This window comes from Myxococcus sp. AB056 (genome assembly GCF_006547365.1).
Classification (GTDB): Bacteria; Myxococcota; Myxococcia; order Myxococcales; family Myxococcaceae; genus Myxococcus; species Myxococcus virescens.
On sequence record NZ_VHLB01000055.1, the window covers coordinates 37,100 to 60,148 of the forward strand.

The following is a 23,049-nucleotide window of genomic DNA, read 5'->3' on the forward strand; positions in this document are numbered from 1 at the left end:
CGTGCTGTAGGCGGGACGTCAGTACACGTAGGGCGTGCGCTTCGCCCAGCTCGTCTTGCCGTAGTGCTTGTGGAGATAGCGGAACGCCTCCCGTGCCTCGCGCGTGGCCTGTCCGCAGCCGCGCTTGCTGGCGCGGACCGCGCGGAACAGGGCGATGGGCGAGCGCGGGTCATCCGGGTGGGCCTGGGCCCAGGCCATGGCGACGCGGGCGAAGTAGGGCACCGAGTTGCCCGCGTCCTGGAGGGCCTTCCACTCCCGCGCCGCGTCCGGTGCGTCGGACGTGTCCTCGAAGTGCACGGAGGGCACGCTCGCGTCCGGCTTCGGGCCGCACCACCAGTTGCGGTGGTAGGACATGTCCATGGTGAGGCTGAGGTTGGGATGGGTGTTCGCCAGCCGGTCCTCGCCCGCGTGGAGCCGCGCGGAGACGGCGGGCAGTCCCATGAGGAGCAGTTGGGCCTCGAACTGACGCTCCTCGGGCGTGGGCTTGCCGGCGAGCGCCAGCAGCTCCGCCTTCGCCTTGGGCTCCGTCTCCGCCAGGCGCTTCGCCACGGCCTGAATCGTCGCGTCATCACCCGCGACGGTGGCGCGCGCGAAGGCGGTCCACATGAGCTGCCGTCGAAGGGCGGGAGGCAGGATGTTCCCTGCCGCCAGCTCACCCATGCGCTTCGCCGTCAGCCGGGGCTCCAGCATGGCCACGGCGCGCGGGCTGAAGAGACGGGGCCGTTCGGCCAGCGGCGTGGTGTAGGGCTCGGAGTAGCTGCTGCTCATTTCATAGTCGGCGATGATGTTGACGGCTTCCCGCATGGCCTCGTCCAGGTCTCTGGCCACCGCGAGCCGCTCCTCGCGCAGCAGGTTGTCCGTGGAGGGAAGGTCCCGGGTCAGCTCGGCGGGCACCGTCGCGAGCCGCGCCCGCGCCGCCTCCACCTCGCCTCGGCCATGCAAGAGCCGCGCGGCATGGTACGCCACCGTCAGGCCGGCGGGAGACGAGGGCGCGACCTTCGCGGAGGCGGCGAGCAGCTCCGGCACGCCTGGAGCGTCCGGCGTCGCCTTGCTCAGCGCGGCGACGAGCCACGGTATGTGCGCCGTCTTCTTCCAGCGGGCCAGGGCTCCGTCGTATTGCGCGCGGCGCTCCGCATCGGGCGCCGCGCTGTAGGGCGAGTCCTTCATGGCGTGGAGCCACGCCTGGAGCGCCTCGGCGGGCGCGGGGAGGCCCTCGCAGGTGCTCGCTTCCCGCAACATCAGGTCGAGGTCGCCCAGCTCCGGAGGCGAGGGCGGTGCCCGTCCCGGGCTCGAGCACGTGCGACAGCAGCTCACAGTGCCAGGTCTTGGGCCGCAGCCGGTAGCGCACCAGGCTCCGCAAGCCGCGCGCGGGCGCATGGACGCTCCGCAGCTCCGGGGAAGCGAGCACGCCATCGATCACCTGGTCCGCCTCGCTCAGCCGCGAGAGGAAGACGGCGTCTTCCCGCGACTCGAAGTGATACTCCCCCTTCTTCTCCATCAGCGCCTGCCGGACATGGGTGCGCGCCACGAGGTAGGCGGCGAGCGCCCGGTAGGGCGACTCCTGCGACGCAGCGAGCTTCTGGAACGAAGACAGGGCGCCGGGATAGTCGTCGCAGTAGAAGCGCGAGGCCGCCTCCTGGTAGGCGCGCTCGTCCCGCCGGCGGGCCTGCTGCTGCGCGCTCACGCCTTCATCCAGCCGCGGGTCGGGCTCCGGCAGGATGGCGCACGGGCCGAAGACAATGTCCTGGTTGCGCATCCACTCCTCCACCAGCGCGGGGTGCTTCTTCCATGCCTGGGCCAGGTCGGTGGCGGTGTTCGCGGCGCGCTGGAACGCGTCACCCTGGATGCGGGGGACCTGTGCGTATTGCACCTGCCGGGAATGCTCGGGCGAGGCTTCCGGGAGCTGAGGCGCCACCTGCTTCCGTACCGCCAGCCAGCGCTGGAATCCTGGTGTCAGGGAGAGGTGCTCCGGCAACGCCTGGTGCATGAGCTCCCAGCGCGTCACCAGGGGCTGTTGCTCCTCGGGCGTGGTGGGAATGCCCATCATCGTCCGGTAGGCGAACGCGAGGTAGGCGGAGCGCATCGAGCCATGCACCACGCCCAGCCGCCCGGCCGCGAAGGTGGAGAGCGGCCAGTCGGGATGGCTGCTGGTGACGAACACGGGCCCGGCGGAGTCGTAGGCACACGCCCGCGCTTCGGTGGGGGCGAGCAGGAACGCGAGGCCGCCGGTGACGGTGATGAGCAGCTTCTTCATGGATGGAGCTCCGCGACCGCGCGCGTGAACGCCTCGGGCGTCCAGGGGCGGGGGTTGAAGACATAGAGGGTGGAGACGCCAGGGGGCACGGCCTGCCACTCATCGAGCGCCAGCCCCACGCTGCCCCGGCAAGGGGCGGGCAGTCCGCGCGCGAAGCGGGCTCGCCACGTGGGAGCCTCCGGGCCCATGCGGAAGAGCTGGGGCACCACCTCATCCACGGGCGCGTGCGTCAGCCAGCTTCCGGGCGTGCACCATGAGGCGAGGCCGGTGATGGACAGCGCCATCGATGGGGGCAGCTTCTGACGGAGCGCCTGGAGCAGCGCGACGTAGGCGTCGTATTCGGACGCGCGGGCATCGAAGTCAATCTGGAGCGCCGTCAGCTCCGGAAGGCGCGCTAGCGAGGCGAGCCGGTCCGCCAGCGCGTGCAGTCGCTCGGGCGGGTACCGCGCGAGCGACGCGCCTGGATGGGCTTCCATCCGCACCGTGGCCTTCAAGGGTGTCCCGGGCGGAACGTGGAGCGGCTGCCGGCGCGGGTGTTCGCGCACCTCCGTCTCCGTGAGCGCGAGCGTGGCGCGCAGGAAGGCCACGCTGACCGGGCGCTCCGTCCGCGCGAGGAAGCGGAGGTCTTCCGGCCGCTCCCAGGCCCAGAGCACCACCCGTGGAGGCTCCGGCGGCGGCGTGGGCGTGCTGCACGACAGGAGCACGGCGAGGGTGGCCAGCAGGCCGCGCCGTGTCCGGGGTGCCACGAGGGGCGAAGGGAATGGGGGAAGCATCGTGGTCGTCGGGCCGCACTCGCGCGGTGGACCGGACTGTTTGCAACGCGCGTTCCGGGTGCGCGCCGCCTCAGGCCTGGGCCGCGCGCTTGTTCTGGGCGCGGCGCCGGAGCCAGTTGCGGAGGAAGGCCATCACCGCGGGGTGCTTTGACTCACGGAAGGCGTCTGGCGGGCCGTACTCCACGATGCGGCCTTCGTGCATCAGGGCCAGGTGGTCCGCCATGCCAAAGGCGGAGGCCACGTCCGGCGTAATCACCAGCGAGGTGGCACCGAGCTGCTGCTTGCCGGTGGTGATGATTTCATTCACCGCCGCGGTGGTGAGCGGATCCAGTCCGGCGGTGGGGTCGTCGTAGAGGAGAATCTTCGGCTGGAGGATGGTGGCGCGCGCGAAGCCCACGCGCTTCTGCATGCCGCCGGACAGCTCGCCCGGGAAGCGCTGCGTCGCGTGCGACAGGCCCACGCGCTCCAGCGTCTTGTTCACCGTCTCGGCGATTTCCGCCTCGGGCATGCGGGTGCGCTCACGCAGGGGGAAGGCCACGTTGTCGAACACGGTGAGCGAGTCGAAGAGGGCGTTCGCCTGGAAGAGGATGCCCTGCTTGCGGCGCATCTGGTCGAGCGCGGCCTCGTTCATCCGCGCGATGTCCTCGCCATCCACCAGGACGGTGCCCCGGTCCGGCCGCAAGAGGCCCATGATGTGCTTCATCAGCACCGTCTTGCCCGACCCGGACACGCCCATCAGCACGCAGGTGGTGCCCTCTGGCACTTCCAGGTTCACCCCCCGCAGCGCGTGCTGGTCTCCGAAGGACTTGTGGAGGTCCCGCACTTCGATGGCCAACTGGCGGGAGGACGGTGGGCTCGAGGGACTCATGGCCGCGCGAACATAGTGCGCGTCCGCCGCCTTCCGCCTCCAAGAAGCGGCTGCCTGGCGTGAGGAAGGGGCGCCCGGCCGCCCGGCTTCCATCCCGGTGTGGAATGGCGGTCAGAGGCGGGGCGGCCCCTCGCCACGGGGCTTGCCCTGGGAGCGGAGGGCGCGATGCTTCGAGGTTCGTGGGTGAGACGGAATGACACATGCGGCGTCCAGAGGCTGGGCGCCCGGGAGGCAAGGCGTTTGGCGACGGTGTCCCTGGAGGACGTGCGCAAGGTGTACCGGGGCGGCGTGACCGCGGTGAAGGGCGTGAGCCTGGACATCGCGGACGGCGAGTTCATCTCGCTGGTGGGCCCGTCGGGCTGCGGCAAGTCCACGACGCTGAACCTCATCGCCGGGCTGGAGGAGATGTCGGGCGGCACGCTGCGCATCGACGGCGCGGTGGTGAATGACATGTCACCGCGGGAGCGGGACATCGCCATGGTGTTCCAGAGCTACGCGCTCTACCCGCACCTGGACGTGGCGCGGAACCTCGCCTTCCCGCTGAAGGTGGCGGGGGTGGCGAAGGCGGACATCGACGCGCGTGTGCGCGAGGTGGCATCGCTGCTGGGGCTGGAGGGACTGCTGTCGCGCAAGCCGAAGGAGCTGTCGGGCGGCCAGCGGCAGCGCGTGGCATTGGGGCGCGCCCTGGTCCGCCGTCCCAAGGTGTTTCTCTTCGATGAGCCGCTGTCCAACCTGGACGCGGCGTTGCGCACGCAGATGCGGGGGGAAATCAAGAAGCTGCACGAGCAGCTCAAGGCCACCTTCGTCTACGTCACCCACGACCAGGCGGAGGCGATGACGCTGTCGGACCGCGTGGTGGTGATGAACCAGGGAGAGGTGCAGCAGGTGGCCCCGCCGCGCGAGCTGTACGACGCGCCGGCGAACCTGTTCGTGGCGGGCTTCTTCGGCGCGCCACGCATCAACCTGGTGAGGCCCCGGACGCTGGGGCTGCCGGACGCGGACGTGGTGTTGGGGCTTCGTCCGGAGCACCTGGAGGTGGGGCAGGGCACGCCGCCACCGGAGGCGCTGGAGGGCCACGTGTACCTGGTGGAGTCCATGGGCGCGGAGAGCTGGGTGACGGTGGACGTGGCCGGGGAGCGCATGGTGGCGCGCGCCGCCGGGGACTTCCGTGTGCCCACGGGCGCTCCGGTGTGGCTGCGGTATGACGCGGCGAAGCTGCGGCGCTTCGACGCGAAGTCGGGCCGGGCCCTGTAGCGGGCCTCAGGCGTAGACCTGTTCTCCCTCCAGGCTCATGTCGAGCCGGCGGTTGAGTTGGTCCAGCCGCTCATATCGCTCGCGCAGCAGGTCGCGATGGGCGCGCGGGTCCGCATGGGCCATCTCTTCCAAGAGCGCGCGCAGCGCTGTGTCCAGCGCTTGCTTCACGTCGCGCGCCTCCACTGCGGACAGTTCCAGCAACATGGTGCACCTCCTGTCTGGAACGTTAGGCACGCACCTGCCCATGTGGCCTTGATGCCTGCCTGGCGTACGCCAGGGCTGGCGGCCTGGCGCCTCGCGTTCTCCTGGAGGACATGCGGCTCGGCGGCCCCTGCGTTCGCGCGGTGGTGGAGCGGCGGGCCGTCGTCGCGAGCGCTCCACCGTGTGCGCCGTTGCAGGTGCGTCCCGTCGTGCCCGCTCGCACTGTTGTCTGGGAGTCCCGGACGGGCCGGGCACCCGAGCGCGAGGAGGCCGGAATGATTCGGACAGACGACGTACACGAAGGCATGACCGTGCGGACGGCGACAGGCCGTGTCATCGGGCGCGTGACGGGCATCGGGGACACGCACTTCGAACTGGAGCAGGGGCTGGTGCCCATTCCCCGGCGCGACTACCTGGTGGAGTTCTCCGACGTGGACTTCATCCGTGGCCACGACGTCTACCTGGTCAACGCGGACCATCCGCTCCTCGCGCTGGAGGTGGATGACGACGGCGGCGCGCTCCCGCCTCGCCATTCCGAGGGACTGGAGCGCGAGCCCGTGAATGTCGACGTGGAGTCTTGAGCCGCGAGAAAACGAGTGACGCAAGGCGTTGCACGTTCGCTCCGGCCCGCTCTGGACAGGTGGCCGGACAGGCCCCGAGTGCCGGGTAAGCGTCGGGAATCACTCAGGTTGGACCGCCCTGGAATGTCAGACGGTCAGTCTAGACATGACTGCTTCGACGGGCATTCCAGGTGGGGTCATGCAACGGTTTTCGGCATCATGTGTCACGGTCATCCTCTTCGCTGTCTCGTTCGCTTGCAGCGCGGGTCCGCGCGCGGAGGACGGGGGGAACGGGGCTGCGGAGCAGGGCCTGTTCTTGTCCACACCCCGCAAGCTCCTGCCCTTCGTGGTGATGGAGAGCGGACGTGTGCTGGCCTCGGGTGGGCATGACGGGAGCCGGACGCTGGGTAGCTGCGAGGTGTTCGAGCCGGAGACGGGCCGGTGGCGTGAGACGGGGGCGATGCACACGCGCCGGCGCAACCACGCCGCGGTGCGACTGACGGACGGCCGGGTGCTGGTGATGGGCGGCTCCAACGGCATGGCGATGGGCGCGCTTGCGGACGCGGAGGTGTATGCGCCGGACACCGGGACGTGGACGGAGGTGCGCCCCATGGGCGTGGCGCGCAATGACCCGGCCGCGGTGCTGCTGGCGGATGGGCGCGTGCTGGTGGCGGGTGGGACGGATGTGGACCAGCGGCCGCTGCGTTCGGCGGAGTTGTTCGACCCTGAGACGGGGATGTGGAGCGCCGCGTCGCCTCCGGGCTTCTCACGGGGTGGGGCCCAGACGGCGGTGGTGCTGGCCAACGGCAAGGCCCTGTTCGTGAGTGGCCTGCAGGCGGAGCTGTATGACCCGGTGACGGGACTCTGGGAGAAGGCGGGACTCACCGGTGGGGCGGCGGGCACGCACCGGCTGGCGCACTCGGTGACGTTGCTGCCGGATGGGCGCGTGTTGGTGGTGGGTGGAACCACGGCACGCGCGGCGGCCACGGCGGAGGTGTACTCGCTGGAGACGGGTGTGTGGACGCTGGTGGGCGCGCCCAAGGTGCCTCGTGAGCATCATGCGACGGTGGTGCTGCCGGATGGCGCGGTGCTGATGATGGGCGGCGAGCACTACACGACGGGGGCGCTCGCGTCGGTGGAGCGCTTCGATTTGAAGACGGAGACGTGGTCTTCCGCGCCCGCGCTGGACGAGCCGCGCGAGAAGCTGGGCGCCCTGGCGCTGGGAGATGGCGCGGTGCTGGTGATGGGCGGTGGCAACGAGGCGGCGGGCATGCTGTCCGAGAGCGAGCGCTATGTCCCGGATGTCTGTGTCATGGCGCCGTGTGCTGCGCGAGAGCTGGGGGGCGCCGAGGCCGTGATGGAGCTCTCCGTGGCCGGGCAGGTCGAGTGACGCGCGTCTCGCTGTGTGTGGGTGAGCACGGCGAGGCTCGAGGGTGCTGGGGGCGAACGGGCAGGCCGGCGTTGAGGGTGACTCCAGCGCTAGCGCCGGGTGAGATGGGGGCATGAACCCGTGGAAGGCGTCGCTGGTGGTGTGCGTGTGGCTCGTGGCGTGTGGTGGCTCGGAGGCACTGCAACTCTCCTACGCTGGCTGGTCGGAGCGCGTGGCGGCATCCGCGTGCGCGTATGAGGAACAGTGCGGAACCCTGACGGTGTCACGCGAGCAGTGCGAGGCGGACCGCGTCGCGGCCTACGCGGCGGTGGAGCCGGACCTGTCGCGAACCGAAAGTGGCGCGAAGGCGGGCTGCGTGCAGTGCATGCGCGCGCGCATCGATGAACTCGACGCGGTCACCGCGAGCGGCTGCCAGCAATCCATCGACGAAGCCCGCCTGCTCGCTGTGTGCGGCGTGGATGGCGCGGCCTGTGCGGGCGTGCCCTGACTCCGGCGATTTCACGGCTGCTCCCTGCGTTCCGGAGTCGCGGGCCTCTCGGGGCGTGAACCGCTGACGGCGTGCGGACTCCGCGCGCGCCGCGCGCTGGTGCGTGACAGACTGCGCGGCCATGCGCACTCGGACCCTGTTGCTTGCCCCGTTGCTGCTCTCCACTTCCTGCGCCACCGTCTCTCCGAAGGCACAGGCACCGGACGCCACCACCGCCGAGGCGAAGTCCCCGGCACCCGAGCGTCCCTTTGGCACCCTGCGCGAGCAGGCGAAGCGCCAGCAGGCATGGCTGGCCGAGCGCATGGAGAAGGCCCTGCCCCAGCTCATGCGCCAGTACGGCGTGGACATGTGGGTCATCCCCATGCGCGAGTACAACGAGGACCCTGTCTTCAAGGCGCTCGTCTCGCCAACGACGTTCGCCGCGCGCCGCCGGACCATCTACGTCTTCTTCGACCGAGGCCCGGAGCAAGGCGTGGAGCGGCTCGCGCTGGGAGGTGGCTCGCAGGGTGGCATCTACACGCCCCGCCGCGCGCAGCACCAGGTGGACGGCGGCGGTGTGAGTCGGCAGGCGGAGCTGTGGGGCCCCGAGCAGTGGCAGGTGCTCAAGCAGGTGGTGGAGGAGCGCCAGCCGAAGCGCATCGCCCTCAACGTGTCGCGCACCTTCGCCTTCGCGGACGGCCTCACCCATGGCGAATACGAGGGCATGGCGGAGGCGCTCGGCCCGGACTGGGTGAAGCGCTTCACCTCCGTGGATGGGCTGGCGGTGGACCTCCTCGCCTGGCGCAGCGCGGATGAGGCCCGCTTCTACGAAGAGCAGACGAAGCTCGCGTGGAACATCATCGAGACGGCCTTCTCCAACCAGGTCATCACCCCGGGCGTCACCACCACCCGTGACGTGGAGTGGTGGATGCGCCAGCGCCTGGCGGACCTGGGCCTGGAGACGTGGTTCCAGCCCTCGGTGGACATCCAGCGGCAAGGCGTCACCGAGCAGGAGCTGGGCGACGACCCCATCATCCAGCGCGGAGACGTGCTGCACTGCGACTACGGCGTCACCGCGCTGGGCCTCAACACGGACACCCAGCACATGGGCTACGTGCTGCGCGAGGGCGAGAAGGACGTCCCCGCGGGGCTGAAGGCCGCGCTGAAGACGTCCAACCGGCTGCAGGACATCGTCTTCGAGGAGCTGCGTCCCGGCCGCACGGGCAACGAAATCCTCCGCGCCTCCCGCGAGCGGATGCGCGCCGAGGGCATCGACGGCACCGTGTACTCGCATCCCATTGGTCTCCACGGTCACGGCGCCGGCCCCATGGTGGGCCTGTGGGACCGCCAGGAGGGCGTGCCCGGCAATGGAGACCACAAGGTGATTGCGAACCAGTGGTACTCCATCGAGCTGCAGGCCACGTCCGCGGTGCCGGAGTGGAACGGCCAGCGGGTGCGCTCGGCGCAGGAAGAGGACATCACCATCGACGCCGAGGGCCGCGTGCACTGGGGCTGGAAGCGCCAGACGGACTTCCACCTGGTGCGCTGACCACGGCGCAGGGATGCAGGGTGAGCGGCCTCACTCCGAGGTCGCTCGCGGAAAACCCTACTGGGGCCGCACGACGGTGAAGCCCGACAAGACCCAGGGGAACGCGTTTCCGTCGAGGAGGAACGTCGACAACGTCTCCCCGGAAATGAGTTGCTTGGGCTCCCAAGCTCCGGCGCGGCGCCTGCGGTAATAAGTCTTGTTGTCCTGGGAAAACGGATACTCGGTCCAGGCCAACCAAGGCTCGTTGTCGCGGTCCACGACGAGCCTGAGCGATGCATGCGTGCTGGTCTGGTTCAGGACTTCGATTGATTCGGGCGTGGACCAGTTGGATGACCAGGAGCGCAGCACCGCGGATGAGAATCGGATGGTGCTGACATTGGTCGTGGGGGTGATCTCGCTCCATGCGAGGGCGGCGCGGTTGTTGGGCTGAAACGCAAGCTCCACTCGATCCACGGATGTGTCCGCCGGGATGGGGATGGACGAGCCCACGGGAAACCATCTTCCGTTCTCGAACATGCTGACGTGAAGGTGGAGGGAGCCGGTATCAGCGGAGGTCTCCAGCCAGCTCACGAAGACCACGCTGTCGGCGGCGATGGCTGCCCGCCACGAAGGGGTGCGAGGCGCAGGGTTGGCACTGAGCGGCTCTCCCAGGGCGATCCATTCCGTGCCGTTCCACTCGATGACGCGCACTTCGGTTTCGTTCAGCTCAGGCATCTGTTCCAACGCGATGACGGGACGTCCCCTCCCGTTCAATGCCAGCTTGACCTGGGTGTTCTCGGATTGTGTGTCGTAGGGCGCCCCCATGCGTCGCCAGGCTGTTCCGTCGTAGCTCACCACGTGAATCTGGTCGAACCCGGTTTCTTCAACCTCTTCGCGCCAGGTGGCGACGAGGGTCTCCCTCGTTGCGGCAATCTGGAGGTTCAGGGCGCGCCGGGAGCGTGCATCCTCCGCCCGGAGTGGAGGGAGCTGCTGCCATGCATGACCATCCCACTGCGCGACGGCCGGTTCCTCCGTCTCCGATGCGCTGTCGGTGAAGCCGACGACGGGCATTGTTCCGCTAACGCCGCTTCCCAGCACGAGCGACATGGGGAGGACGGAGGAGTTCGTCGGGTCCAGGGGCTCCGTGGCGCGGGCGAAAGGCCAGTAGGTGGCGTTGTGGGTGAGGGAAAAGGCCGTCAGGCGCGGGTCGAGCAGGTTGCCGGCCCGGTCGGTCAGCGTTCGCTGGAGCAACACCGCATGGAGCGTGGTGGGAGGGCGGATCGGCGATGTCGGCATCAACTCGAGGACCGTTCCGTCCTCACTGAGGACCGCTCGATGGGCGACGGAGAACCCGTCCAGGTCGCGCAGTTGGGTGGGCGCGGACTGGAGTGAGCCCGGCAGCAGCGGCTCGGAGAAGACGAACGCCAGCGGCGACGTCATCGCCGGGTGGCTGAGGCTCGGGCGCCGGGAGACGATGGTGGGAGGCGTGCGGTCCACCTCTACGGAGGCGCTCTCCGCCTCGAAGTTCCGGTCCTCGCCCACGGCTCGGGCTACGAACGAGAAGCGGCCCTCGGCATGCGTGGCGCAGTCGATGACGTGTTGGTACGGCGCCTCCAGCGTCATGGGCTCCTGCGCGTTCGTGAGGAGCTCCACGCGCTCCGGCGTGCCACCTTCCACGGAGACGAAGAGCGTCCACTGTCCTTCCCGGCAGTACTCGGGACCTTCGGTCCGCACGGTGACGCGCAGCTCGGGAGGGGGTTCCTCTTTGCCGGGAGGAGGCGGCGGGACAGGCTCTGATTTCAGGCTGTCACAAGCGGTGGTTCCCAGTGCCACATAGAGCAACGGGAGCGCCCAGCGGGCACGGGTGCGGCGGGGAGTCATGAGGAGCCTCTCGGATGGCGTTTCGCGTGTCGTGCCTTGGACACGCGAACCCGCGAAGTTGGGACTCAGCGCGCGAAGCTGATTCCCAGACTGCCCCCGAGCGACAGCGCGGACGCGGTGCCCGCCTCCTCACGGACCCAGGTATGTCCCGCGTTCACGAGCAGCGACACTCCGAAGGGGCCGTGCACGGGCAGCCATGCGCCGCCCACCGCGCCCACCATGGGTTGCAGGGCGAGCGCCTTCTCTCCATTGCTGGGCTGCCATTGCTGGGACAGGGTGGCGCCCACCTCCACCGCGCCGTGGAGCCTCAGGCTCCGCCAGACGCGTGCGTCATGGCCCACGCCCAGCCGCAGCGTGTGGTCGTTCTGCCGGAGGTTCCCGGAAGGATGCCGTCCATGCCGCACGTCCACGCCTGCGGTCATGACGTTCGCCCAGGCCGCCGCCCACGTGTACTGGAGCGCGGCGGTGCCACCCATCATCGCTCCGAAGGACGGCACGAGCGGCCTGCCGACGCTGGGCCCCACGTGTATCCGCAACGTTGACGCCTGCTCGCCCTTGAGCGAGTTGACCTCCAGCCGCTGGGGGCGGAGCTGGGCCCGCGTGAGCTGCGCGCGCCCGGCGTCGGGCACCTGCACGCGCGCCGTCATCGCGGTGTGCTCGCCACGAGTGGTGACGATGTATCCACCCGCGGGAAGGGCGAGCGTGGCCGTGCCCGCGCCCTTGCGCAGGTTGCCCAGGAAGGGTTCTCCCGCCAGCGTGAACACGGTCCAGTCCCCGGGCTCGTCGATGGCGAGCGTCAGCAGCGACGAGGCCTGCGCGGGAGAGGAGAGGACGAGGTCCCCCTTCCCCTGGAGGTCGAAGTGGAAGCTGGGATGCTGCGCGCCCGCGCGGGACATCAGCGAGGACTCCACCGTTCGCGCGTAGGAATAGGTGTAGGCCTCCGCGAGCGTGACGCGGCCATCCCCGGACACGTCCGCCGCCCCGCGCAGCGCGGCGACCAGGTGGTGCGTGAAGACGGAGCCCCCGAGCGCGTCCGACTCCTGCGCGGCTTCATCCGCGGCGGAGGCGGTGATGATGACCCGTCCCGCCAGCTCCGGCCGCTCCACGCTCACCAGGACGCCGGGAATGGGCTTCAGCCCCTTGAGCCGCACCGCCTCGCCTGACTGGCACGAGTCCACCACCAGCAGCGCGACGCTCACCGGCGCGCGCTCGATGAACCGCACCAGCTCATGCAGGGGCAGGTTCGTGCCGGACAGGTGCAGCTCGCCCGCGTCCGCATGGCTGGAGACGTAGACGAAGAGCTGGTCTCCCTTCCGCGCCTGCGCCTGGAGGTGGCGCTCGAAGCGGGACACCGCCTGTCGCACCGTGTCCGCGTCATTGCCCAGGACGAGCACGGCATCCTCGCGCCGCACGCCGCCCACTTCGTACAGCACGTCCATCAGGGTGCGCGCGTCACGCTCCGCGTAACGCAGCACCGCGTCCGCGCTGGAGCCCCGGTTGTTGCCCACCGCCAGGGCGAACCGGCGCGGGCTGCCGTCCGCGACCGCTGCCGCCGGCTGCGCGGCCACCATCGCCGCCAGGAGCAGGGCGAGCGTCATGGACGGGCCTCGACCTGGAGCGCCACGGCCGCGTGCGCCACGCCCGGTGGGACGCCGGCGAGCGACAGACACGCGGCCGACATCGGCGCGGTGCGGCACTCCGGCTTCAGCGTGCCCAACCAATCCCGGACGGTGTCGAGCCGCAGCGGCGTCTCCGAGTACAGCGCGTGCACCACGAAGTCTCCTTGGGTGACCTGGAACAGTGGGGCGGGCTGCGCGGCGGCCAGCTCGCCGCTCTGACGTCCTTCGGGGGGCCACAGTGCCTCCACCTGTTTCCCGCTGTCCATGGCGACGACCAGCGCGTAGCGGTGCCCCCCGCTCCTCAGCCGGAGGGCCACCTCGTCTCCTTCCTGGAGCAGGGGATTGATTTCGCCGTCTTTCAGCCGGAGCAGCTCCACCTGGGGTGGCCCCTTGATCCGCATGCCCAGGAGCGGCTCCAGCGTCCCCGGACGGACGAAGGGGGCCTCAGGGGAGGGGTCCTCGGTAGCGGTCCCCGGGTCCACCGCCCGTGCTCCGCGGACCACAACCACGGTGGCCAACGTGGCCAGGGCGGGGACGAGCAGCCACCGGGTGAGCCAGGGGACGCGGGGCTTCCGTGGTGGGGCCGCCCGCTCCGACAGGACGCGAGCCCGGACGCGGGCGAAGTGGGGCCCGGCACGGACCTTCTCTGCGTGCGATTCCAGCAGCGCCAGCCGCTCACGGCAGGCGGCACAGGACTCCAGGTGTGGCGGTCTCATCCCGCCAGCGACCACCTCGTCCAAGACGAGGTCCGACAGGTGTTCACTCATCCGGCACCTCTTCGAATCCCCTCGGGCTCCCCCAGCGCGCGGGCCAGAGCGCTGATGCGCTGGACGTCGCGGACAATGGTCTTCCTCGAGAGCCCCAGGACCTGGGCAATCTCCTCCTGGGACATCCCGTCCAGGTAGTGCAGCGTCGCCACCGTGAGGGCGCGCTCGTCCAGCTCGCGCGCCAGCTTCATCAGGAAGTCCCGGCACTCGGTGGCGGCGAGCGCATCGACGGCGCCCTCGTGGCCGGCACCCTCCGGAGCGACGTCCCGCAGGGCCCGGGCGCGGAGCATGTTGAGGCTGACGTTGGTCGTCACCCGGTAGATGAACGTCATCGGCCGGGCCTCCCGCCGGAAGTCAGCGGCGGATTGGAGGACGCGGATGCAGGACTCCTGCACCGCGTCCCAGGCGTCTGCCTCGCGTTGAAGCAAGGCGAAGGCCCTCCGGTACATGCCAGGGGCATACCGGTCGTACAGGTCCTGGAGTTCCTGAGCGCTCAACCCTGGCGGCATCTTCGCCACCTTGGACACGGGGGCCGGGACAACTGGGACATTCCCCGTGCGAAAAGGTGCCGGGGCCCCAGGAGCCACCCCGCCTGCATCAGGGGGGCGTCGCCCCCGTCATGGACTGGAGCAGCGTCACCAGTGCGCGCTTCTCCTCGTTCGTCAGCTCCAGCGGAACGATGGTCACCGTCTTCTGACCCACGAAGCTGCCGGCCGCATCGCCGCCCTCGTTGTAGAAGTCGATGACCTCTTCCAGCGTGGCCTGGGCGCCGGTGTGCATGTACGGCGCTGTCAGGGCCACGTTGCGCAGCGAAGGCGTGCGGAACGCGCCTTCCAGCGTCGCCGGGTCCGCCTGGGTGCGCAGCGTCTGGAGCCGCGCCGCGATGGTGCCGGTGGGCGCGTCGCTGTAGCGACTGGCGGCGTTGAACTCCCAGTCCAGCAGCGGCGTCAGCGCGCTCCACTGCCCGCTCGCGCCCGGGCTGCTGTCCTGCACGCCGATGTTGTGGAACAGGTCGTCGGTGAGCGCCGGCCCCTTGTGGCAGACGATGCACTGGCCCTTGCGCAGGAACGTCTTCAGTCCCAGGTACGCCGGGTCCGCCTCCGCCTGGCCGGCCTCGGCCGCCGTGATGAAGCGCCGCACGTCCGTGTCGAAGGGCGCGTCGATGCGCACGAGCGTCCGCTGGTAGGCCGCCATCACCTTGCCCACGTTGGCCAGCAGCGCCGAGTCCGTCTCGTCCGCGGGCGTCTTGCCGAAGAGGGCCTGGTACTCCGTGGTGTACGACTCCACCGCGGTGAGCCGGGCGCGCACCACCTGCGCGTCCGCGTTCATCTCCACCGGGTTGAGCAGCGGCAGGATGGCCTGGCTCCAGAGCCGGTCCGCCCGTCCGTCCCACATGAACCAGCGGCTATAGGCCACGTTCAGCAGGGTGGGCGGGTTGCGCTCGGACAGGTGCCCGTCACAGCCCTTCGCCTTGGCGGTGGGCACCGTCAGGCCCTCGCCGCCATGGCAGCTCGCGCAGGACACCGTGCCGCAGCGTGACAGGCCGCCGTCGTGGAACAGCACGTCGCCCAGCGCCTCGGCGCGCGCGACCCCGTCCATCCGGTTGGTGCTGTCCTTCGGCGGCTGCCGCCCCAGGCTGTGGAGGCTGCGGAGCTGGTCCAGCTCGTCGAGGTTGGGGAACGGCTCTTCGGATTCACACGCCATGCCCGACCCGCCCAGGGCCAGGGCGAGCGTCACGGCGCGCAAGCGGTACAGATTCATCACCCAACTCGTCTTTCTGCGAAGGACCCGGGAAGCTTCGCGTCCCCTTCGACGCGAATCAATCCACAAGGGCCCCTTGCCCGCCGGACGAGTTCGTGCTGATGGCGTGACGCCGCTACGCCTGCCCCCTGGGGAGGGCGGGACGGGCGGCGTCACAGGCGTGCTTCAGAACTTCAGGCGCCGCAGCTCAGGGCGAAGTCGCGCGTGGCGGTGCCGTAGTCGCCCACCTTCACCGTGGAAGGCTCCGGGGTGATGGTCGGCGTGGCGCCCGTCTCGCACTTCAGGCCGCCGCCCGCCGCGAGCCCGACCTGGAGGTCGGTGTTGCTGGGCACGCCCGACACCGTGAAGGAGCAGCGGTTGCCGCGGCTCGGCTTCACCATCGTCCGGCCCAGCCCGTTGGTGGGCGCGTCCGGCGAGGCCACGATGACCTGGAGCTGCCCGCAAGCGTCATCGGCACGCAGCCCGCTCTCCGGCAGGCGGATGACGCCGGCGATGGTGGCGTTGCCCTCACGGCCACCGCCACCGCCCGTGGTGGCGCAACCGGAAGCGGCAAGGACCAGGGCGGCTACGGCAATGCGATACATGAAATCCTCAATTCTTGATGGTTGAGATGGCGGCAAGGTCGCCGTGCAAGCGGTCTACGATGCGCGCTCAAGACAATTGCGATGGGAATTCATTCCAGCCACCCCTCGCATTCTTCCCGGGGCCGGGATTTGAACAATTCCCCAGGACTTCCGGGTGGTTTTGAACGCCAGGTGTTTCCGGCGGAGCACGCCGCGTGACGCTCCATCAGATGGAATCATCGGTCGAATCAAACACAAACGCTTGACGCGTTTGGCTGTCACCTCGGTCCCAAAGACGGACACGCAAGTCCCGAATCCGGGCATGTCTGGTCTTGGCGCGCGGAGGTTCTTCCCACGTGACGGGCGGCCCAGCCTCCGCCGCGCGGTCTGCTGTCAGCGCTCCTGCGCACCCCCACGGTGAAGGGCAGGGAGAGGAGACGACACCATGTCGATACAAAAGCAGGAGCGCACGCCTTCGTGGACGGGACTGGGCGTGGGGACGGACCGCAAATCGTTTCTGGACGCAATATCCTCCCAGATTCCGGACTACGAGGCGGACAAGGCCGCCGAGGCGGTGTTCTGTGCGTTGTCGGAGCGCCTGTCCGGTTCGTGGGTGGCGCACCTGCGCGAGCAGCTCTCGCCGGACGTGCGCGAGCTGTTGCACGGGTGTCACAGGCACCGCGGCGAGGCGCCCGCGAAGCTGGACCGCGACGACTTCTACTTGATGGTAGCGAACCACCTGAACGCGGAACCGGAGAACGTGCGGCTGGTGCTCCACGGCGTGTTCTCCGCGCTCCACGCCCAAATCACCGAAGGGGAGGCGAAGAAGCTGGAGCAGCAGCTCCCCGCCTGGCTCCAGGGGACGTGGGCCGCCGCGCGGATGCACGTCGACCGGCCCTACTGAGGCCGTGCAAGGGGCGGGGCACCCGGGGGAGAAGGCCCCGGACGCTTCCGCCGCCGTCAGTAGGTTCCGCCCAGCGAGAGCATCGCCGAGTAGCGGCCGTCCAGCGCGCCGGGAGCCCGGCCGCCTGGGGCGAAGTCCTGGTCGAACAGGAAGTTGTAGTTCACCCGGGCGTCGGCGGTGATGAGGTTGCCCATCTGGTAGCGCAGGCCCGCGCCGGCGGGCACGTAGCCGCTGGTGTCATCGGAGAAGCCGCGGATGGCGCCCCGGGCGTCGTTGCGGACGTTGTAGCGGTCCAGGCCGATGCCCGTCAGGACGTAGGGCTGGAGCCGGGTGTCGGTGAAGCTGCCCACGATGACGGCCTGGCCGGCGTTGCGGACGATATCCGGTCCGCCCTCGCCGTCGTCGAGCAGCCCCATGCGGCTGTCGATGTCGCTCAGGCCGCCGCTGTAGCCCAGCTCGACGGCGAAGAAGGCGTGCGGCCGGTAGCCCAGCGCGGCGCCATAGGAGAAGCCCGGCGTGACCTCCGGGGCGAGCTGACCGGTGTAGCCCTCCAGGCCGCCGCCCAGTTGGGCATAGATGCCGGTGTCGGCCCGCTTCCGCCCGCTGTCGTTGAACTCCACCGCCTCCGCGGACCGGATGCGCGGCTCCGCGATGGGGCGGTCCTCCGCCTGGGCCAGCGCGGCGCCGCCCCAGAGCGCCGCCGCGCACAGCGCGCCACGTACGAATGCCTTCATGACGGACTCCTTGGTTCGCGTCCGAAAGGCAACGTGGTCCGCGCGGAAGGGCCTGGCAATCAGGCCCACGCGGGCCGTGGGGCACCTGGTGCGGCTGTCCTTCCCACCCCTCAGGGCAGCTGGGTGAGGACCTCCAGCGCGCCGCGGGCCTGCACCAGCCCATGGCCAAAGTCCTCGTCATGGCCGGAAGGCCCCAGGTCCTTCGCCGAGGACAACAGGGCGTGTTTGACCTGGTCCGGCGTGGCGGAGGGACGGGCGCTGAAGAGCAGCGCGGCCACGCCGCTCACGTAGGGCGCGGCCATGGACGTGCCGGACATATAGGCGTAGTCCGCCGGGCTCATGCTGATGCGGGCCAGCTCTCCCAGCATCCGGTGCAGCACGGTGCCGCCCGCCTGGGTGATGGTGACGGCGGGCACCCACTGCCCTCGCCGAGGCATGGCGAGGATGTCCACGCCGCCCTCCCAGCTCGAGTTGCCGAAGATGACGGCGCGCGCGCCCTGCTTCATCACGTTGACCATGGCCATGTCGGTGGGCACCTCGCCGTGCCGCACGTACGCGACGAAGCCGCTGCACGTGCTGCCCTTGCACGAGTCCAGCGTCGCGCCGCCTCCGCAATCCACCAGCTTGCCCCACTTGTTCTCGATGGGGGCATACAGCAGTGAGCGCGACAGCGGCCGGGTGTCCCGCACGTCCACCGTGGAGAACGCGCCCTGTCCGCGCGGGAAGGTGGACAGCACGTCCACGCCCGGGGCCACCAGCGCCAGCTGGCTTCCGCCGGAGGAGAAGGCGGCCCGTTGGTCCAGGGAGTCCACCGCGCCCACCGCCAGCACGTGCGGGTCCGACGCGGGGTAGTCCACCCGCTGGGCGTTGCTGTTCCCCGACGCGGCCACCACCAGGATGCCCTGCGCGTGGGCCGCCGCGAAGACCTCGAACGTCGTCTTGGTGGGTACGCCGCCGCCCAGCGACAGGGAGATGACCTTGGCGCCCTGCTCCGCGCAGTACTCCACCGCCGCCAGGACGAAGCTCATGTGCGTGCGGCCGTGGATGTCCAGCACCCGGGTGATGATCAGCTCCACGCCCGGTGCCACGCCCATCACCCCGGTGTCCGAAAGCTGGGGCGAGCCGCGCCCGCCGTTGCCTGGCCGCGCCGCGATGATGCCCGCCACGTGCGTGCCGTGGCCGGTGCCCCAGCCGTGGCCGCTGCTGAAGTCGGACGGGTCGTCATCGTCCTCCAGCAGGTCGCGGCCGGCGACCACCGCGTCGCGCAGCTCCGGGTGCTCCAAATCCAAGCCGCTGTCGATGACACACAGCCGCACGCCCGCGCCTGTGGGCCGGTCCGGGTCCGGCAGTCCGTCCCCATCCACGTCCCACACCTCGTGCGCCTGGACCTTGCGCAGCCCGGGAGTGAACTCGCGCGGCGTGGCGCCCCGCGCCACCGAGGCCAGGACGGGATGAATCGGCGCGGTGGCGGGGGCCAGGGCGCGCCACTCCTGGTCCTGCTCGATGCTCTCCACTGTCGGGTCTTCGGCCAGGAGCGCGCGCTGCTCCTGGAGCGACATGCGCGCCGCCACCGCGGGCGTGGAGCGGAAGGTGGCTGTCACCTGTCCACCCACTTGATGCACGCGGGCGGTGGCCATCACCCCCTGATTTCGATAACGGATGATGACCCGCTGCCGGCCGTCGTCATCCGTCAAGGGGGCCCGGACGTGCCGTGTCTCCACGGGTTCGGACAGGGAGCCCGCGATGATGTTCGGGCAGACCTGACTCTGGGCTCCCTTGTCTGAGGAGTCGTCCGGCCCACATGCCGCGAGTGCCAACAGCCCCATGAGTCCCCACCGCTTCATGAGCCGCTCCTTCTCGAACGGCACCCGGCGGAGACACCGGGCGCGCATTCCCCAGGGAGCGCATTTCGTGAAAGCGTGGCAACGGACTGGGGGGCGCCCCCCTGCCTGAGGTGCGGCGGTGCACACCGCATGTGTTGAGCGGCGGATGGGGACCCCACATCAGGGTTGCCTTCACGCACGCACCCGGCATTCGCCGCGCTCCTGAACACCCACCCTGCCCGACGGGTACGCGGCGGGCGCACTGTCGGAGGGCGAGTTTCCGTCCAAGGCCCTGGCGGTGTCAGACGGAAGGAAGTTGCCCGCTTCTTGATTCCGTCCGCTTTCGGGTGCTTCGCTGCCGCCAGACGCCATGAGTACCGTCCCTACAGAGTCCTCCCGCTTCCTCGGGCGCTATGAGCTCGTCCACCCCCTGGGCCAGGGGGGCATGGGGGAGGTGTACCTGGCGAAAATCAGCGGCGCGGCCGGCTTCGAGAAGCCGTGCATCGTGAAGACGATTCTGCCGGCGCTGCTGAAGGACCGTCAGTTCCTGGACCGGTTCCACCACGAGGCCAAGGTGCTGGTGCACCTGGTGCACTCGTCCATTGCCCAGGTCTACGACATGGGTGAGGCGGACGGCACGTACTTCATGGCGTTGGAGTACGTGGCCGGCGTGGACCTGGCCTACCTGTTGGAGCAGGCGCGCTCGCAGGGCGTGGCGGTGCCGGTGCCGGTGGCGTTGTTCCTCGGCCAGCGCATCGCGGAGGGCCTGGGCTACGCGCACCGCAAGACGGGGCCGGACGGCTCGCCGCTGGGCATCGTCCACCGCGACGTGTCCCCGCACAACGTCATGGTGTCCTACGAGGGCGAGGTGAAGGTCATCGACTTCGGCCTCGCCAAGTCCGCGGCGCGCAGCAAGTACACGCTGCCGTCCACGGTGATGGGGAAGCTGGGGTACATGTCCCCCGAGCAGGTGCGCGCCGAGCCCCTGGACCACCGCAGCGACATCTATTCGTGTGGCGTCGTGGTGTGGGAGATGCTGGCTGGCCGCTCGCTCATCCCCCACGGGACGGTGGGCGAGATGATGGCGGCCATGTCGCAGCCGGTGGTGCCGTCGCTGAGCGAGCTGCGGCCGGACGTGGACGCCGCGTTGGACGCCGTCGTGCGCCGCGCGCTGGCGACCCGCCCGGACGACCGCTACATGCGTTCGGACGAGCTGGCGCGCGCGCTCAACACGGAGTTGGTGCGCTCGGGAACCGCGATGGGCGCCGAGGAGGTGGGTCACTTCGTGCGCGCGCTGTGCCCGGAGGCGTTCGACGCCCAGCGCAAGCTCATCTCCAAGGTGTCTTCGTCCTCCAACCACCGCCGCACGCCCGCGCCGGGTTATGGCACCGGGCCGCAGCCGGCCGTGGGCTTCGAGCCCACGCTGATGCGCGGCCCGGCGGCGCAGCCCGGGTTCGGCTCGGGAGGCGTGGCCCGTCCCGGCGCCATCTATGCGGACGGCGATGACCTGGGCACCGGGAGCACCACGGTGCGGCCGCCTCCCGACGTCGTGGTGGCTCCGGGTGGCGAGCCCGCCGCGTCCCAGTCCGTCGTCGCGCCCACCGTCGTGTCCGCGCCGGCGCTGGAGGAACGGGCGGCCCGGAAGCGGCCGGTGGGGCTCTATGCCGCCATCGCCGTGTTGCTGGTGATTGCCACCTCCGCCGTCACCGCGCTCGTCGTCCAGTCGTCGGGCGTGGCGCCGGTGGCCACCGGGTCCGTAGCCGGTGCTTCAGGACAGGTCGCGTCGCCCCCGGCTTCGGACGAGAGGGTGGAGACGCCCGTCGCCGCCGCGCGGCAGGGGGCGAGCACGGAAGCAGCACCCTTGTCCGACGCGGGCACGGGCGCTGACGCCGGTGCGGCAGTGGTGGCCGCGAGCGGGCCGGGTGCCGCAGAGGTGGCGTCCGCGCCGTCCTCGGTGCGCACCGAGGAGGACAAGGCGGAGCCCGAGCGGGCTCGGACGCCCCGCCCCGCGTCGGTGAAGACGTCCGCGAAGAAGCCGGCGGTCCCCGCCGAGCCCGCCGTCGTCTATGCCACGCCGGCGAAGGTGCTCCCGATTCAGAGCGCGAACGGGCGCTACTATGTCGACCGGAGCATCATCGGGCGGGGTTTCCTCCCGGGTGTGGAGATGGACGTGCTGGGGCCGTTGAAGAACGGCAAGCGCGAGGTGCTGGGGCGGGCCCGGGTGGTGCGGCCGGGACGCGGCGTCGTGATGCGAGCCACGCGGGCGTTCATCGAACTGGATGACCGTGCCCTGGCGGCTTCGGAGGACCTCTTCGTGGCGGCGCCTGGACGGGATGACGCCCCCGCCGACGCGTCGGCGACCGAGGAGTCCCAGGCGCAGCCCGCCGAGCCCGACACGGGCGAGGTGGAGGCCGTCGTGGCCGCGGCCCCCGCGAAGCGCACGCTGCGCGGCCACGCGAGCGAGCAGGGCGGGGTGGGCGGCTTCCTGGACCCGGGTGTGGAGGTCCAGAACCACGAGTCCATCGACTGGACGGACTGCTACGTGGTGAAGGACATCCGCAAAGCGGCGTGGCTGGGCGTCGTGAAGGCCGGGGAGCGGAAGACGGCCAGCCGTTTCCGCCACAACCCGAACTTCGACGTGGGCTCCGGCTACTTGGGCGTCATCTGCAAGGAAGGCGAGCTGCGGGTGAAGGCGCGCTGAGGCGCTCCGCGCCGTGACGGACGCGGAAGGCTCACGGCCCCAGCCGCGCGCCGGCGACGGGGCAGTCGGCGACGAGCGTCTTCACCTCGGCGTCCCCACTCCGGGCGTTGCGCACCGCGCGGTCCAGGGACGTGCGGCACTGCCACGTCACCTCGCGCGTGCCGTGGCAGCAGTGCCAGCCCGTCAGCGTGCGGCCCAGGTACTGGAGCATCTCCGCCTTGGTGGGGGTGACGAGCAGCCACACCGCGCCCGCCAGCACCGCCAGCCAGGGCAGTTGGAGCGCCACGCCCTTGAGGCGAGGGCCCGCGCCGGGAACGACGGGCTCCGCGTGGAGCCCGAGCAGCGTGTCCAGGGGACGGCGCAACAGCACCCCGTTCAGCAGCAGGTCCAGCGGCGTGGTGAAGGCGCGGGCCAGGCCGCGGAGCAACCCGGGCGTGTGCTCCGCGTGCACCAGCTTCACTCCGGCCACCTGTCGCCAGAAGGTCCGGCCCGTCAACCCGCCCACGGCGGACGCGGTGAGCCACGCCAGGGCCATGGCCAGGGGCATCGATAGTGGGGTGCGGTCCTGCTCCAGCGCGCGTAACGCGCCCCAGCCCACGAGGACGGACGTCCCCAGGTCCAGCACATCCGCCACCCACAGGTGCCACTGGTACCGCGCCTGCGTGGTCACCTGGTCCGTCGCAAACAACGACCCGTTGCTCATCCACCCTCTTTTCGGCGCACGGAGCATAGACCGGACGGGAGGACGTGCGCCTCATGGCTCCGCTGGGTTCGACCGGGGGACACCCGGGGTGTCGCATTCCCGCAGTGGCGCGGTGGGGGCGTGGCTCGCATCTTCACCCCTGCGCGACGCGTCGGAGGCCTCCGCCACCACCGGGGCCTCCTCGCCGGGCGCGCAATGGCCAAGGCCATGGCGGAGCCGGGGGTGCGGTTCCCGGCTCCACAGGTGGTGGCGGACGCGGCGGCAGCGGCGGGGGGAAGTCGGTGGGGCTGTACAGGGGG

21 protein-coding genes are annotated in these 23,049 nt (G+C 70.4%); 7 read left to right on the top strand and 14 right to left on the bottom strand.

The window, feature by feature from the left end; translation table 11 throughout:
- Nucleotides 1-18: 18 nt before the first annotated feature.
- The 4 genes from FMP39_RS38130 to FMP39_RS22970 form a co-directional block, all read right to left on the bottom strand.
- On the bottom strand, nucleotides 19-828 hold the full coding sequence (locus FMP39_RS38130) for a hypothetical protein (protein WP_228558254.1): 810 nt from the start codon (nucleotides 826-828) through the stop codon (nucleotides 19-21).
- Nucleotides 770-2,254, bottom strand: a complete 1,485-nt coding sequence (locus tag FMP39_RS22960; protein WP_228558255.1) for a hypothetical protein — start codon at nucleotides 2,252-2,254, stop codon at nucleotides 770-772. The genes FMP39_RS38130 and FMP39_RS22960 overlap by 59 nt, the downstream gene beginning before the upstream one ends.
- Nucleotides 2,251-3,027 (bottom strand): DUF3142 domain-containing protein, encoded by a 777-nt coding sequence (locus FMP39_RS22965; protein ID WP_141592400.1) that lies wholly within the window; start codon nucleotides 3,025-3,027, stop codon nucleotides 2,251-2,253. Before FMP39_RS22965 ends, FMP39_RS22960 begins: the two co-directional genes overlap by 4 nt.
- Nucleotides 3,028-3,097: 70 nt before the next feature.
- Nucleotides 3,098-3,895 carry an ABC transporter ATP-binding protein gene (locus FMP39_RS22970; RefSeq protein WP_141592401.1) on the bottom strand — a complete coding sequence of 266 codons (798 nt, stop codon included), beginning with the start codon at nucleotides 3,893-3,895 and terminating at the stop codon, nucleotides 3,098-3,100.
- 240 nt (nucleotides 3,896-4,135) lie between these two features.
- Here FMP39_RS22970 and FMP39_RS22975 point away from each other — a divergent pair, with 240 nt between their 5' ends.
- On the top strand, nucleotides 4,136-5,149 hold the full coding sequence (locus tag FMP39_RS22975) for an ABC transporter ATP-binding protein (protein ID WP_141592402.1): 1,014 nt from the start codon (nucleotides 4,136-4,138) through the stop codon (nucleotides 5,147-5,149).
- 6 nt (nucleotides 5,150-5,155) lie between these two features.
- Here the strand turns inward: FMP39_RS22975 and FMP39_RS22980 are convergent, their stop codons facing one another.
- A complete protein-coding gene (locus FMP39_RS22980) occupies nucleotides 5,156-5,353 on the bottom strand; it encodes a hypothetical protein (protein ID WP_090493897.1) in 198 nt (65 codons plus the stop codon).
- A gap of 272 nt (nucleotides 5,354-5,625) precedes the next feature.
- Between FMP39_RS22980 and FMP39_RS22985 the strand changes: the two genes are divergently transcribed.
- The 4 genes from FMP39_RS22985 to FMP39_RS23000 all read left to right on the top strand — a co-directional run bounded on the left by FMP39_RS22985 (nucleotide 5,626) and on the right by FMP39_RS23000 (nucleotide 9,315).
- The gene (locus FMP39_RS22985; RefSeq protein WP_141592403.1) at nucleotides 5,626-5,931 is read left to right on the top strand and encodes a DUF2171 domain-containing protein; all 306 of its coding nucleotides are present in this window, start codon (nucleotides 5,626-5,628) and stop codon (nucleotides 5,929-5,931) included.
- 178 nt (nucleotides 5,932-6,109) lie between these two features.
- Nucleotides 6,110-7,300: a kelch repeat-containing protein gene (locus FMP39_RS22990; RefSeq protein ID WP_141592404.1), complete on the top strand. Its 1,191-nt coding sequence runs from the start codon at nucleotides 6,110-6,112 to the stop codon at nucleotides 7,298-7,300.
- Nucleotides 7,301-7,412: 112 nt separating this feature from the next.
- Nucleotides 7,413-7,787 (top strand): hypothetical protein, encoded by a 375-nt coding sequence (locus FMP39_RS22995; protein ID WP_141592405.1) that lies wholly within the window; start codon nucleotides 7,413-7,415, stop codon nucleotides 7,785-7,787.
- A gap of 121 nt (nucleotides 7,788-7,908) precedes the next feature.
- Nucleotides 7,909-9,315, top strand: coding sequence for a M24 family metallopeptidase (locus tag FMP39_RS23000; RefSeq protein ID WP_141592406.1), 1,407 nt, complete (start codon nucleotides 7,909-7,911; stop codon nucleotides 9,313-9,315).
- 57 nt (nucleotides 9,316-9,372) lie between these two features.
- Here the strand turns inward: FMP39_RS23000 and FMP39_RS23005 are convergent, their stop codons facing one another.
- The 6 genes from FMP39_RS23005 to FMP39_RS23030 form a co-directional block, all read right to left on the bottom strand.
- Nucleotides 9,373-11,175 (bottom strand): Ig-like domain-containing protein, encoded by a 1,803-nt coding sequence (locus FMP39_RS23005; RefSeq protein ID WP_228558257.1) that lies wholly within the window; start codon nucleotides 11,173-11,175, stop codon nucleotides 9,373-9,375.
- 65 nt (nucleotides 11,176-11,240) lie between these two features.
- The gene (locus FMP39_RS23010; RefSeq protein WP_141592407.1) at nucleotides 11,241-12,773 is read right to left on the bottom strand and encodes a caspase family protein; all 1,533 of its coding nucleotides are present in this window, start codon (nucleotides 12,771-12,773) and stop codon (nucleotides 11,241-11,243) included.
- Nucleotides 12,770-13,561, bottom strand: coding sequence for a hypothetical protein (locus FMP39_RS23015; protein ID WP_141592408.1), 792 nt, complete (start codon nucleotides 13,559-13,561; stop codon nucleotides 12,770-12,772). Before FMP39_RS23015 ends, FMP39_RS23010 begins: the two co-directional genes overlap by 4 nt.
- On the bottom strand, nucleotides 13,558-14,088 hold the full coding sequence (locus FMP39_RS23020; RefSeq protein ID WP_141592409.1) for an RNA polymerase sigma factor: 531 nt from the start codon (nucleotides 14,086-14,088) through the stop codon (nucleotides 13,558-13,560). The genes FMP39_RS23015 and FMP39_RS23020 overlap by 4 nt, the downstream gene beginning before the upstream one ends.
- A gap of 70 nt (nucleotides 14,089-14,158) precedes the next feature.
- Nucleotides 14,159-15,322: a cytochrome-c peroxidase gene (locus FMP39_RS23025; RefSeq protein ID WP_141592410.1), complete on the bottom strand. Its 1,164-nt coding sequence runs from the start codon at nucleotides 15,320-15,322 to the stop codon at nucleotides 14,159-14,161.
- A 173-nt stretch (nucleotides 15,323-15,495) separates the two neighbouring features.
- A complete protein-coding gene (locus FMP39_RS23030) occupies nucleotides 15,496-15,906 on the bottom strand; it encodes a hypothetical protein (RefSeq protein WP_186817750.1) in 411 nt (136 codons plus the stop codon).
- A gap of 424 nt (nucleotides 15,907-16,330) precedes the next feature.
- On the opposite strand from FMP39_RS23030, the gene FMP39_RS23035 reads away from it, so the two are divergent.
- The gene (locus tag FMP39_RS23035) at nucleotides 16,331-16,789 is read left to right on the top strand and encodes a DUF2267 domain-containing protein (protein ID WP_141592412.1); all 459 of its coding nucleotides are present in this window, start codon (nucleotides 16,331-16,333) and stop codon (nucleotides 16,787-16,789) included.
- A 56-nt stretch (nucleotides 16,790-16,845) separates the two neighbouring features.
- Here the strand turns inward: FMP39_RS23035 and FMP39_RS23040 are convergent, their stop codons facing one another.
- The gene (locus tag FMP39_RS23040) at nucleotides 16,846-17,523 is read right to left on the bottom strand and encodes a hypothetical protein (RefSeq protein ID WP_228558258.1); all 678 of its coding nucleotides are present in this window, start codon (nucleotides 17,521-17,523) and stop codon (nucleotides 16,846-16,848) included.
- A gap of 110 nt (nucleotides 17,524-17,633) precedes the next feature.
- Nucleotides 17,634-19,367 carry a S8 family serine peptidase gene (locus tag FMP39_RS23045; protein ID WP_228558259.1) on the bottom strand — a complete coding sequence of 578 codons (1,734 nt, stop codon included), beginning with the start codon at nucleotides 19,365-19,367 and terminating at the stop codon, nucleotides 17,634-17,636.
- A 349-nt stretch (nucleotides 19,368-19,716) separates the two neighbouring features.
- On the opposite strand from FMP39_RS23045, the gene FMP39_RS23050 reads away from it, so the two are divergent.
- Entirely contained in the window at nucleotides 19,717-22,047 is a 2,331-nt protein-coding gene (locus tag FMP39_RS23050; protein ID WP_141592415.1) for a serine/threonine-protein kinase, read from the top strand.
- A gap of 31 nt (nucleotides 22,048-22,078) precedes the next feature.
- Here FMP39_RS23050 and FMP39_RS23055 read toward each other — a convergent pair whose 3' ends face one another.
- Nucleotides 22,079-22,750, bottom strand: coding sequence for a hypothetical protein (locus FMP39_RS23055; RefSeq protein WP_228558260.1), 672 nt, complete (start codon nucleotides 22,748-22,750; stop codon nucleotides 22,079-22,081).
- Nucleotides 22,751-23,049: the final 299 nt, after the last annotated feature.